This is a genomic window from Flavobacterium sp. (assembly GCF_004295795.1).
In the GTDB taxonomy this organism is placed as follows: domain Bacteria; phylum Bacteroidota; class Bacteroidia; order Flavobacteriales; family Flavobacteriaceae; genus Flavobacterium.
In genome coordinates this window covers 248,379-262,168 of sequence record NZ_SEBR01000001.1, presented here as the reverse complement: position 1 = coordinate 262,168, position 13,790 = coordinate 248,379, and the positions used below count along the sequence as shown (strand labels likewise).

Genomic DNA, 13,790 nt, shown 5'->3' with positions numbered 1-13,790 from the left:
ATCGGGATCCGAAAAAACGAAAAACACTAAGCTTGAGGAATCAATATCTCGAATTGCGCGCCCACGTCTAAAGTGCCTTTTGCCGAAATCACGCCTTTGTGATTCTCGACAATTTTCTTCACGATCGCAAGCCCGACGCCAGTTCCCGAAAATTCAGACTTCGTGTGAAGCCGCTGGAAAAGCTCAAAAATCCTGTCGGCGTACTTTTGGCTGAAGCCGATGCCGTTGTCTGAAATGCGTATCCGGCAATATTTTCCATCGCCCAAATCCGGGTTCTCAGGATTCAAATTTTCGACCAATTTAGATTCGATCTTGATTTCAGGACTTCGGTCTTTGCTCGAATACTTGAGCGAGTTGCCGATGATGTTGTAAAAAAGCTGGCTGAACTGAAACGGAACAACCGTCGCCTGACACATTTCACCAATCTCGACTTTAGCCGATTTTTTGACGATTTCCTCATCGAGATCGTCGACGACTTCTTCGACGACTTCCCTCAAATCGACAACTTCGAACTTGCTTTTGTCCTGATCGGTCTGGGAATACGACAACAAATCGTTGATGAGTTCGCGCATGCGATTGGCCGACTCGCGGATTTTGTCGAAATACGTAAGCGCCTTTTCGGAAAATTGTCCGGATTCCGAATCCTGTATCCTTGAAACGAAAGTCTGGATTTTACGCAAAGGTTCTTGCAGGTCATGGCTCGAAATGTAGTTGAATTCCTGAAGTTCCTTGTTCGATTTCAGCAGCATTTCGTTCTTTTCCTCGAGCTGGATCGTGCGTTCCTTGATTTTCTGCTCAAGAGCGACCGTGAAAGATTGCTGTTGTTCAAGATTCATGCGGCTCGAATCCAGTTGCTCGATCGCGTCGAGGTGAAACGAGATCAAATCGGCGAAAAGATGGAACATTCCGACGATTTCTGGCGTATCGAGTTTGTTCGGACTCGGATCTATCGCACACAAAGTCCCGAAAAAAGTCGTGTCCTTGCGAAAAATCGGAATCGAGATATAGCTTTGGAAACCGTACATCGCCGGCGTATGATGGTTCGCGAAAATGACATCTTCCGACACATTTTCGATTATCACGGCTTTTTCGCTGTCGCGGATCTCGTTACAGATTGTCGTCTCGATCTGCAATTCGCTTCCCGCAACCAGTCCGAAAGCAATGTCGTCCTTAACCGAACAAGCGATCCAACGATCTTGCGTCACTCTGGCAACTGCCGCAAAACGCATTCCTGTCATTCGGCAAACCACGTCGAGCAAATTCGGCACTATTGCGATACTGCCGATTTTCAACACATCGTTCTTCAACTCTTGCGGTAGATTTTCCAACTATTTTTGGTGTTTTGATAAAAGTAGAGATAATGGTGGGATTTTTTCAATTCTAATTTTCAAATTCCAAATCCATCCCGATAGCGATTGGGGCCAAATTCCAAAACTATTCGCAGGGACTTTCACTAAGCTTCGCTTTGTTCAATTGGTTTATGGAGCGTATATGAAATCTTTTAAATCCAATCCGGGAGAACCACACTTAAAAATTAACAAAGTTTACAGATTTTCTGTAATGGAACGATTCGCTTTTTTACTAAGGACGCATTCGCCCCTTCCCCTTGGAAAGCAAAGTTCGGATTTCCTTAAATACGCCACTTACAGAAAATCTGTATTTTTTGTTAAACGTAGGTTGCCGAAAAACGACCCCACCTTGCAAGAAATTTCCGCCGATTAGTTTGACGAACGTGATGCGACAACCGCGGCAAAAATCTCCTGAATCGGCAAATCCACGCCCAAGACAAACGGAAGTTGTCCGCCGAACTATAAAGGCCAGAATTTGGTTCCCGATAGCAATTGGGATGGATTTGGGATTGGAATTTAGGATTTAGAACTTTCTACGTCACTCAAGTTTATCCAAAAACCAGTCAAAACCAAAAATCCCCTCGTACTCCTTGGGAATTTCATCGAGATATTCTAACCGTTTGGCTTCTGCGACGCTTGGCGCATCGGCTCTCACGATTTTCCCCGTTTTTACGTAAGCTGTGTCCATTTCAAAAAACACATATTCGACATCTTCAACTGCCTCGCCTTTCCACTTTTTCTTGTACAATGGCGTCATTCCAGGTTGTCCGTAGCAAACACCGCGAATAAGTTGTTCTTCCGGAAAAAACGTCGGATTCAGGAAATTGATCGGTTTGGAAAACGAGATTCCGTCGGGTCTCATCAGATAGACATCGGCATACGCCTTCAAACAACAGCCATTCGTACCATACCAATTCACGACAAAATCTTTGCGCCCATCGCCATTTATGTCGCGTATCGTATCGTTCTCGAAAGTCATTTCTGACTCCGAATGCGAAACCAGTTTTTGCAGCGAATCGCCGATAGAAAAAATGTCGATATCGACAGCGCCGCCGCCAATTCGATGCACGATAAGACAGCGCTTTTTGCCAGAGAGCAAATCCTCGCGCATTTCGACCTCGATGTTCCAGTATTCGCCGCTGAAATCAGTTACCGAAAATTTCATCGGCAATGCCTTATCGCCTCCTTTTTTATAAAACGAATCGAGAGCGATCGCCAACATTTTCGCGCTCCAGACGTCTTGGCTGTCTTGAGCGGTCAAAACTTTTGGTCCATCGGAAACAGGATTTGGCTTGACGATCGATTTCGTCTGACACGAAAGCCCTAGCGCCAAAATGGCCAAAACCGCAAAAAAACCGATGCGTCCCACGGGAAATCAATAATCGAAATACCAGTTGAAAACGTCGCTGCGAAGCCCGACAGAAAACCACGAAGTCGCGTCTTTTGAAATCGTCGGAGTATTTGCCAAAGGATCGAAATTGCGGTAGATGAAACTCGCGAACAAACGAAGATTCGTCGCCGGATTCACAAGATAACCCGCTTGGACATCTGCTATAAAAATGTTTGTCTTGTTTCCTTGGCCCACTTTCACACCGGTTTCCAACGGACGGTTGTCGTCATAACTCAGGTAAATGTTTCCGCCGTAATTGGCGCTGTTCACTGACGGATCGAAGTCGAAGCCGCGCACGCCGATCGTGAATTTCGCATCGGCATACAAACGCCCTTTGTTGTAGCGTCCTATGGCGATGAATTCCTGGAAATTTCCGCCCCATTGGTGACCCAAACTCTGGTTGTTGTGACCGTAATTCGTGATTGCGTCGCTGTGTGCATACACGTACGGACGAACGTGGTTGTATTCCACCTGAAGCGTCAGTCTGTCTACATTGAACGCGTTGAAATACTTGAGTCCGAGTTGATAACCGAATTTGTTTTTCCAACTTTGGTCGCCGGCTTTCATGTCTTCAAGCGAAAATTCGTCGAGCAAGTATTGGGCATAAAACGAGAACTGGTTCGTGAATTTGTACTTCGTAGTAGCGGCCAACATCGCATTTCCGCTTCTCGAAGACGAGGCGAATTCAACCGAGCGATAAAAAATGATCGGATTCACGAAACTCATATCAAAGCCGCGATTGTTCTGTTTTGACCAAATCACCGATTCGAAAAACCCAAAATTCCAGCGCTTGGTCAAATTGATGCTCAAGTAGTGACTTGCTGCGAATTTCGTGGCGTAAGTCCCGTCGTCAACCACATCGGGACGCACGTCTTTGAGCCAGGTATAGACATTCGTGTACTTGATTTTCCAGAAAGTCGTATTCATCTTAAAGTAAGGATAAGGGCTCGCGCCATCGCCCAGAAGCAAAGAGCGGTAACCGTCTCCGATAAAATTGCGTCCGTAACCCAAATTCAGGTTCAGGAATTTCGAAGGCGTAAACGACAAATTCGCCTCGGCCAAAGGAAAGTCATAAGAATCGGACTTGAACCGCTTGGCGATTCCCATTCCCGGAATAATCGCGGGATTTCCGCCGTCGGGCTTGATCGATTCTGCGTATTGGTTGAAATAATCGGCGAATCGGCCTTGGCTTTCGTAGATTGTCGTCGTGAAGTTGATCGTGCTTCCGAGTCCGCCTTCGAGACGCAAACCTCGAGTGTTGACGAATGTGCCGCTCACTTTGTCGTCACTGCTTTTCCCGACTTGCAGGTCGAAAATCGGATTCAAGGTAAACCAATAATCCTGACCCTGGATCTGAACCGTGCTTTCGTTCCAAAGCTTGCGTCCGAACCAACCTGATTTGTTCTTCCTTATCTTGTCGTAAGCCGTTTGCAAGTCGTAATATTTGTTCACATCCGCGTAAGCGTAAGGCTTCGAAGCGGTGTGATTGTTCGATCCGACCTGGTTCAATTCGGCGTCGAACTGCGAGTAATAGCTGTGCGAAAGCGGAATGTTCAGATGGCTGCGAAACTGCGGATTGTCGAATGTTTTCGTGTAACCTTTGGCCACGCTGTCGAATTCCTGCAATTCCTTGTTGCGCTCTTTTTTGCGGCGTTCTTTTTCGGCCAAAGCCGCGTTCTGGGCGTCAATCGGTTTTTTGACCTGAACTTCTCCGGGTTTCAAAAGCGGAATAGCGATGTCGATCGTGTATTTGGCGTAAGTCGGGTTGCCGTTGTAAGTCGCAGGCGAAGTTTTTGGCATTTGAGCGAACACGCGTCTGGCTTCTTCAGCCAATTGGCTTTTGTCGGTATCGATGTAGATCACGCGGAAAACGCCTTCGTTGTTGACCTCGAAAAGTACGACTACATTTCCGGCGTAATCGCTTCCCAAATCGCTTGGAACTTTGTAATTGTCATATACGAATTGCTGTACGTTTGTGTAGAAACAGGCCTCGAGTTCAGCTCCGGACTTGCCTTCGCAGCCCGGCATTTTCGGGAATTCCTCCTTTTGGGAAAATCCTGTAGCGATTCCGATAATCAAAAACAACACTGCAAAATATCTTTTCATAATCACTTTTTAATAGTCGGAATCAGATGTTCTTTGTTCGAATATGGCTTTCGCCGATGAAGTTCCGATGCGCTTCACGCCTAGTTGTATCATTTCTTCGGATTCCCGGAAATTGCGAACGCCGCCGGCCGCTTTGACAGGCAACGGACAAGCGTTTTCCAGCATGATCACGATCGATTCTTTGGTCGCTCCGTTCGGCACACCGTTTTGCGTTTGATAAAATCCTGTCGAAGACTTTACGAAAACATTCGGATATTGGATTTCCTTAAAGTTCGAAACCACGATTTTCTTGACCAATGCCGACAGTCTCGCTATCTGCAAATCGTCGAGAGCCGCGACTTCGATTATCCATTTCACGGTTTTGTGACTCGCCAATCCCAATGCGGTTCCGGCCAAAACTTCGGCTTTCGCTTTGTCGACATCTCCGTTTTTGAACGCCGAATAGTCGATCACGAAGTCCAGATCGTCGGCTCCGTCTTCGATCGCTTTTTCGGCTTCGGCCAATTTTTGTTCCACCGATGCTTTTCCCAAAGGGAAATCGATTACCGTTCCCACCAAAACTTTCGATTCGGCTTTGGAAATCATTTCACGCGCCATAGCAACGTATTCCGGACGGATCATAATGAGTTTGAACCCAAATTCGATCGCTTCCCGAATCGCCGCCTCGACGACTTTGGTATTTTCGGGTTCGGAAATTCCGGCCTGATCGCCGGTTTTGAGATAAGTGGAATCGAGAAATTGCCTTACATCCATGCGGTAAAAGTATGAAAATCGCGTGTTGGCGAAGCGTTACGGTTTGTTAATCCAACGTCTGTGAGCGAAAAGAACCAAAGCGCCAATGATCGCGCCCGAAAGATTCGCCAGCGCATCGGCAAAATCAGGACTTCTCGTGAGCGTGAAAGCTTGCCCGATCTCGAGTCCGATTCCCAAAAAAAGAGATGCCGATACGATCTTTAACAACAATTGCGCGTTGCTGACCTTTCGATCTTCAACGCGCAAATACATGTACCACAAAATGGTAAATATGAAGTGGAAGGACGCGTGCGCATATTTGTCGAAATTGCTTACGCTTACCGTGGGTAGGTTGTTGAAGTTCACCAAACACAGCACGATCAGGAAAATCGTCCACAGTGAAGCCGCAACAAGCCACAGTTTTTTACGCACCTACCAAGTTTTTGTAATCGTCGGCAGACAACAAAGTGTCGAAATCAGCCACGTCGGCAACTTTAATCTTGATCATCCAGCCTTGTCCGTAAGGATCGGAATTGACCGCTTCCGGATTGCTTTCCAACGCATCGTTGAACTCGACGATTTCGCCAGCAAGCGGCAAGAACAAATCTGAGACAGTCTTTACGGCTTCAACCGTTCCGAAAACCTCGTCTTTGTCGAGCGTCTGATCCAAAGTATCGACTTCAACATAGACTATGTCACCCAATTCTTTCTGGGCGAAATCAGTGATTCCTACAGTTGCGACTTCGCCTTCGAGACGAATCCATTCGTGCTCTTTCGTATACTTCAAGTCAGCTGGAATGTTCATGGTGTTGTATTTTTAGGTTTGTCCCGCAAATGTAAAATTTAGGCGCGGGATTTGAAATCTTTCGCGATTTTAATTACCGAAATTGTATCGAAGCGTGAATCCGCCGCGAATGTTCGTCATTGGATACGAAGTCGAAATGACCGCTTTCGAGAACTGGTGATCGTAATAGAAAATCAAAGTAAGGTTTTTGCTGAACGAATAATCGGCAGTCAATTTCGCTGACCAGATGTTCTGTCCGCCGCCCAATTGGTTGTTGTCATAATCGAGATTCCTTACGATGGTCTTGTTGTTTCTGTACGATCCGTCGATCTTTACATTGATGTCGCTCTTGATGATTCCTTGCGGATTATCGGCCAAACGCGTCGAGAAAATCACGTCCTTGAAACGGTAACCAAGTCCCAAAACGAATTCCTTACCCATGACTTCGGTAAGCAAGTTGTTGTCGAAACTCAACGACATCGCGCGGTCTTTCTTCATTTCTGCCAGGAATTTAAAAGAGTTCTTCATCTCGAAATCAACGCGCATAAGCGGATTGAACTGTTCGACGAGGTTCGCATTCGAAATGATAGTCTTGTTCTGGAAGTTGCCCGACAAATCTGTAGGATTAGTCACCGGATCGTACTCAAAGTTCGAACGGAACGAGTTCAAAGTGTAAGAAGCGCGGTAAGCCGACTGCAATGAGAAACGCTTGAAAGTGTCCTTGAAGAACTTGTAGCGCATCAACCCGTTGTATTTGATTGTCCAGTTCGGGATTGGAATGTCGCGGAAAGCACTTAGCGAAATGTCCTTGGCCGATTCTCCATAACCGCTTTTCCCGATTCCCAAACCAGTATAAGCAGCGAGGAATGACGGAAGCAAAACCGCTTGGTTGTTCTTTCCGAAACCTACCGGATAACCGTCTGCTCCAATTGGGAAACTCGTCGATCCGTAGTGCTGAACCGCCAAACGATTCGCGATGATAAGCCTGTTTTCCCGGAAATCCTGGAAAGCCGAAGAGAAATTCTCGTCACTTTTCTTGAACGAAGTCTTGAGCATCACGGTCGAGATCGAAAAGTTTCCGAAATCGTAAGGAGAACGCTGGTTGTAATAGTCGTCCTCAATTTGCGAAGTAAGCGGATTGTCGCCCACGTCGTACTGTTCCGAGTAATTGTTTGCGTAGGTTCTGTTCGCCGTCAGGTCGATTTTGAGATCCGGGAACAGATCGACGTTTGCCGTAAAGTCGAGCGTTTTGTTGACGACCTCGGTATAATTCTGGTTGAAGTCCGGATATTGGGTCAACCAACCGCGTTTGGCCGCTTCATAGCGCACGTCCTCCTGAGATCCGAAAACAAATCCGAGTGAAGGTTTCGACGATCCGAAGAATCCGACATCCGGCAAATAACCCGGAAGCACCGTTCCGCGATTGTCGGTATAATTGACCTGGATGTTTTTTACGCTTGTCAAAACGCCGATCAATCCGTCAAGGAAAACGCCGCGACCTGCCTGAGCCGGTTGAGCCGCATTCTGGATTTTCTCGCCTGGTTTTGGCGGACCTGCCGGACGCGCCGGAGCTTTTGGCGTCTTTTTGCCCAAACCGATGTACTTGTAAAGCGCATCCATGTTGAAAGCCGTATTCAACTTGTGGGAAGCCGCATTTTGGACCGTGTTACCCAAGTTGTAGATCGTGCCGTCCGTCGCTTCGACTTCCTGCATCGCGAACGACGCTCTTTGCCAGCTGTAATCGCCAGTGTAGGAATAAGTCGACTTTATGAAAGCCAAAGCAGGAATCTTGTTGATCGGCAAATCGTAATTCACGACCAATTGCTGCGAATGTTGGTTCGGGATTCCAACGTCGAAGAAATCATCCCAGACTGTAATCGTATTGTCTGGCACGTCCTGCTCGTTGATATAATTTCTGATGATATGGCTTGAAGTCACGTTGTAGTTGATCTTCAACGCTTTTGTCAATGGGAAGTTGAATCCGTATTGGTAATTGAAAAGGTAGTTTCTTTGATACAACGCATCCAACGGAATACCTTCCACATCGACCTGACGGAACAATTGCTTGTTGTATTGACGCAAGATGTTCGTATTGAAAGTAATGTTCGACGGCAGATAGTTGAAGTTGAAATCACTGAGCAATTTCCAGTAATCGGACTTCTTAAAAAACTTCGATTTCTTGAAAGGTTCGATCGGTTTGCTTTGGAAGCTGTAAGCGTAATCGGCTGTCGCACTGACTTGCTGGTCGAGGTAATTCTCGATTTCATAGCTGTGACGATCTACTTGGTTGTAAGAATAGGACAACGTAAGGTTTTCCGGATCCCACAAATGCGGCTTTTTCTCGGCAGCTCTTTCTTTTCTTACACCGATGAAGTTGATGCTCGTGCGTTTCGTATAGTCTACCGCGCGATTCTCGACATTCTTTTTCGCAGCCGCACCTTCGGTATTCTCAAGCAATTGATCGAGTTTGATATCCTGATAGAACGGATCGTATTGAGGTGTGATGATTTCCTCTCCGACAGCATAATTGAACGGAAGATTCACTGCCCATTTCTTCGGAAGTAATTTCCCAAGATTGACGTTGGTCACGATGTTATACTGACGTTGGTCTTCGCGGCTTCTCTCGTTCGGGCCTTGTTCAAGGGATCCGAAACCTATCGTGCTCATTCGGCCGACCGCAGAAATCGTAGCGAAATCTGCAACGTTCGCGTCCATATTCAGAACACCGGCCCAACCGCCTTGGTTGTCCATTTCGGCCATGCGCAATTCGTTGAACCAAACTTCGCCGCGAATCGGACGGTTCGAAGCTGTCGTTCCGGCCGTAGGAATAAGCGGATTTCTCGTGTTGTTCTTAATACCGATCATGAGCGTGCGAACCAAACCAAAGTTCGGATTACCCTTGATACCGAGTCGAAGTTCGTTCTCGCGTCCGGCCAAAGCGGCGTTCAACTCGCCTTCGTTTATGAAACGCACACCGTTTTCGTCCGGCTCCGGAGCCGTTCCGTTCAGCATCATGACCTTCAATTTGGTCAGGAGTTCGAGCGAAAGATCCATTTCGTTGGCTTCCGGCCATACAATGTCGTCTGCAATCGAGGCGCAGTTCGTATTTCCACCCGCCGGATTGTAAGTGTAAGGTGTAACCTTCAACGGAATCTGGACTTCGTAGTAATTCTGCGTAAAGTCGTTACCGAATCTAATGAAAGCGATCATCTCGTTGTCTCTGAGTTTTTCAGATTCAAGGTCAGCCGCCAAAGATTCAGCGTGCAAGAACATCTTGAGTTTCTTGAACTGACGCATGTCGACGCTCACATTCTTGAAAACCGCACGCGCGTCACCAGTCGATTGGTTGATTCCCGGTTCAAGTCCGCCTTGCCCGTCAATGCGTAGCGCAAGCGATTGCTCGTTTTGGTTGATGACCGTTTGGTTTTGGTACAATTGCTCGCGCGAAACGCCCGGAGGTGAAACGTAATTCACAGGACAACGCGTCGTATTTTCCTGGATGTTCAACGCCTGAACGTCAAAATTCGTATTGTCGTCATCGACTGTCGGATCGCTCAATTCAAGCGAACTCGTATATCTTCTCCATTCGCCTCTTACCAAATCGAGCGCCCCGAAACGCACAGTCAAAGGCGACTGGAATCCGGTAAGGAACATTCTCATGAATTGGATGGTCTTGAAATCGGCTAGATCACCGATGTTGTTTACGTACTGATCGACCGGAATCTTGAAAAGCAACCAACGTGCGGAAGTCGCGTTCGTCCCAGAAGGCAATTGCGAAGCCGGCGTATCGCGGATATCCACGAGATAAGGATCTGTTCCGATTTCCATTCCCGGACGAAGATTGATGCGGTATTCGTAATACGCATTGATCTCGTTCATCGTGTTGTCGCGGTTGATGTCGTCGATGTCAGGCAAAGTCGTCGATCCGCGGTTTGTGTCCGAAACGCCTGTTGGCGAGTTGCCCTGCGTTCCGTTGTAATCGCGGTAACGCTCGAGAATATTGCCCTGTGCGTTCAGATAGTAGCGATAATTGTCGCCCGATGGATCGGCCAAATCTGCGAAAGCGGGAAACTTCGCGGCTTCTTCGGCATCACTCAATCCGTCGAGACCGATATCTTGTGCCGAACGGTTTGCGCCATCGGCATCATAAGCATAAATAAGCGACTGTGAACCCGGAACATTTCCCCAAACCGTCGGAACCAAAACGCTTCCCGGCCCGAGACCGTTCTCGAATTGCTTGCGTCCGTCCTTGAGAATGTCTTCGGAAATCGCACCGAGGTTCAGGTAAAGTGAACCCGTGTTTGCGCCTGGAGTAGCGGCATCTGGATTTCCCGGATCGTAATAAGGATCGAGCATCCAGAATTGGATATATTCGACGTTTCCTTGTTCAAAGTTGGTTGAGTTCAGCGCTCGCATGATTCCTCCGAAGTTGTTTCTCGGCTCGACGAATGCACCGCCTCCGGCAACTTCCGGATTGTAGTTATAAGGACCGCGCTCGTTTGGATAATACGTCAAATCGAGTGTGTTGACAACCGTACTTTGACCAACGGCAATATCCACATTCGGATACAATTCCTCACTGTAAATGCGACGTGTCGAGTTATAGCTGATATCTTGCTGGGAAACGCCCGCAGGTCTTTGCGCGTAGAAGATCGGATCGATCGAATACCACGAAAGTTTCGCGCGTCTATAGCCTGATTGCAGACTTTGCGTCGAAGCATTCTGGAAAAAGTCATACGGGCTCGTAGCGTTATTGGCCGGAGTCGACGACAGGAACCACGAAAGCGCGCCTCTCAAATCGATCGTCGTTTGCGAACCTTCGAAATCGTCAATGTAAATGGTGGATTCTCCGTTGAAACGGTCGGCTTTTGGCGTGTCGGGTTTCAGGAACGCAACTTCACCTCTTACTGAGATGTTCGATGGAACGTCCGTGTCGATGTTTGGCAATTTGTTTACCCAACGCGTAAGGAAAGGTAGCTCCGATGCGTAAGTTCCGCCAACTCCGAAAATCGAGTTGTTTACCGATTCCTGTCCGTAGTTCGATTTTTGCGTGAACGGACGCTCTGTCAAACGCCAGTAGTTCGCGTTCAATTGGATTTTATCCGAAATTTTGTGTTCTACGTTGAATCCCCAAAAACGTCGTGTCTGTTGTCCGAAAACAGAATTGTTCTCTACAGAAACTTCAACGGGTTGATTCTGTAAGGACGGATCGAGAATCTGCACGCGACCCAATTGATAGTTCACCGAATAATCGACGCCTTCCACGAGAATACGTCCGCCGGCCGAAACCACGACCGACCCTTGCGGCACGTTGTAAGCCCCGATTGGAATTCCATCGCCGCCCGTAGACTTGAATCGTCCCTTGAGCTGGAATTTGTTCTTGTCGCTTTCCTGCAAAGCCTGTGCCTGCGTGTCGCGATACATTCGCTTGAAAACGTATTTTCTCTGGTTTTCGTTAAAGTCGATGAGTGACGCCTGGTCACCTTCGTAATTTTGTGTCGTACTCGTCCTGAGTTTCTCGAAAAGCAATTTTCCGAAAGGCTCGACAGTAGTAAAGATGATGCGTCCGTATTGCGGATCGACGGTTTGGGTCGGATAGTAATCGAAGAATCCGTCGCCTCCAACCTGCGGATCGTTATTGTAGTTGAGTCGGTCGAGGTTGAAGACTTTCAACAAAGGCGTTTCGGCCACCGGCGCATCGGGGTTATTCGGGAAAGTTGTTCCCACAACCGGCGTAATGTAGTTCAATGGCGAAGGATCGGTGTACAAGATATTGAATCGGAAATCCTCCTGTTCCAACTGATAAGCGCCCGGAATCTGGTAGACGTTCTTCATCATCAAATCCCAAACCGGCAAATTCACGTTAGTCAGACTCGAACGCAGCATTTTGAGGATAAGCGCCTGTGTGGAAACCGACGAAACCTGGCCTGTATTAGGATCTGTCGTGGCATTTGTCGCCTCGACACCATCGGTACCGAATTCCCCAACTTGATAAACCGTTCCACCGATCGTATACTGATAAGCCACGGCAAGTACTTCATCGTTCGAAAGCCTTTGCTGAAGCGAAACGTAACCCAATTGTGGATGATAAGTAAACTCGGTTCCTTCGGTCAGTTTTCTCGCATTTTCCAACTTGGAATAATCGCGCCCTTCACTAACTGTGTTGTTGAAACCCGTAGAAGCCGTAACGATTTCGCGTATGTTCGAATTGAGCAATCCGCCCGTGCCGATAAGCGCCGGATCGTACTGGTTATTGTCATTGTCCGGAGGCGAACCGACCGGATTCAGGAAGAATGTTCCCGGAACCGGATTGATCGCCACGACATCGGCATCGGCTTGACCGGCAATTCGGGCTTCACCCAAATCCTGGAGCGCGACGATGTTACGCATGTTGTTGTTGACCGTATTGACGCGGTTTTGCCTGTTGGTAACCCAAACTTCTATGCGCGTAATCTGCACACGTGAGTTGATCAAAGGATATTTCTCGAGCGCGTTATCGTAATTATTTCGGAAGTATTGCGATAGGAAATAGTGACGGTCGGCGTCATAATCGAGTGCGAACATTTCGAAGTCCTGAAGTGTTCCACCACCTTGAGCCGTAACTGTTCTGGTTTGCGATTTTTGTTCCGAGAAAACGCCTGTCACGGTCGTCTTTCCGAATTGCAAAACCGTTTTTACACCAAAAAGGCTCTGCGGCCCGCGAATCAATGCACTCGTAAGCGGCATGCTCACGTTACCGACTTCGATTTTCTGGATGATGTCGTCTTCGGTTGGCGTGTATTCGAGTTTGATCAGGTTTTGGAAAGCGAACGTAGATTCGGTGTCATAATTGGCCGTCACGTTCAATCGCGTCCCGACTTTTCCCATCAAACTCATGCTGATCCGCTGGTCAAAATCAAAGACCGTACTCTGCCTGTTTCTTGGGGAAAGCGAAGGATTGTCTGTTTTGGTGTATCGGATTCCCAAATCCATTTCGACGGAACCCGTTGGTTTTACATCGATCGTATTACTTCCGAAAATCGTCTCGAAAAAGCCCGAGTTCACGTAATAACGCGGCAAGAGATCTTTTTTGCCTTCTTCGTTTTTCCCTTCGATAGCGTCGGATTTTTCCCTGAAATACTTGCGGACGGCCTCGCGTTGCACGAGTTCCTGGTATTCTTCGGGTGTAAGGATTATCGGATAATTGATGTTGAAATCATCGACTTTGCTCGAGTAGACGTACTTATTGGTAACCGGATCATACGTGTAAGCATCGACGATACTCGGCGGATTCGGCAATTGCATGCTGCCTTGGTTGTACCCGATCGTATCTTTAGGCGTATCGTCTTCCTCATCGACCTGTGCCTCAACGGAAAAGCCCGCCAGCAAAAGCCAGAAGAACAGGAATTTATTGAATGTTATCTTGGTCAGGTTGTAATCTGTTTTCAAA

At 47.6% G+C, this 13,790-nt stretch carries 7 protein-coding genes; all 7 read right to left on the bottom strand.

Annotation, left to right across the window (positions count from 1 at the left end; translation table 11 throughout):
- Positions 1–26: 26 nt before the first annotated feature.
- Positions 27–1,328 (bottom strand): ATP-binding protein, encoded by a 1,302-nt coding sequence (locus EOO49_RS01035; protein ID WP_290842019.1) that lies wholly within the window; start codon positions 1,326–1,328, stop codon positions 27–29.
- A 559-nt stretch (positions 1,329–1,887) separates the two neighbouring features.
- Positions 1,888–2,718 carry a hypothetical protein gene (locus tag EOO49_RS01030; RefSeq protein WP_290842018.1) on the bottom strand — a complete coding sequence of 277 codons (831 nt, stop codon included), beginning with the start codon at positions 2,716–2,718 and terminating at the stop codon, positions 1,888–1,890.
- A 6-nt stretch (positions 2,719–2,724) separates the two neighbouring features.
- Complete coding sequence (locus tag EOO49_RS01025; RefSeq protein WP_290842017.1) at positions 2,725–4,845, bottom strand: gliding motility protein RemB; 2,121 nt, start codon at positions 4,843–4,845, stop codon at positions 2,725–2,727.
- Between the two features lie 9 nt (positions 4,846–4,854).
- Positions 4,855–5,598, bottom strand: a complete 744-nt coding sequence (gene deoC, locus EOO49_RS01020) for a deoxyribose-phosphate aldolase (RefSeq protein WP_290842016.1) — start codon at positions 5,596–5,598, stop codon at positions 4,855–4,857.
- Between the two features lie 36 nt (positions 5,599–5,634).
- Positions 5,635–6,009: a VanZ family protein gene (locus EOO49_RS01015; RefSeq protein WP_290842015.1), complete on the bottom strand. Its 375-nt coding sequence runs from the start codon at positions 6,007–6,009 to the stop codon at positions 5,635–5,637.
- Positions 6,002–6,382, bottom strand: a complete 381-nt coding sequence (gcvH, locus tag EOO49_RS01010) for a glycine cleavage system protein GcvH (RefSeq protein ID WP_290842014.1) — start codon at positions 6,380–6,382, stop codon at positions 6,002–6,004. Before gcvH ends, EOO49_RS01015 begins: the two co-directional genes overlap by 8 nt.
- A 69-nt stretch (positions 6,383–6,451) precedes the next feature.
- Positions 6,452–13,789 carry a cell surface protein SprA gene (gene sprA / locus EOO49_RS01005; protein WP_290842013.1) on the bottom strand — a complete coding sequence of 2,446 codons (7,338 nt, stop codon included), beginning with the start codon at positions 13,787–13,789 and terminating at the stop codon, positions 6,452–6,454.
- Position 13,790 lies beyond the last annotated feature (1 nt).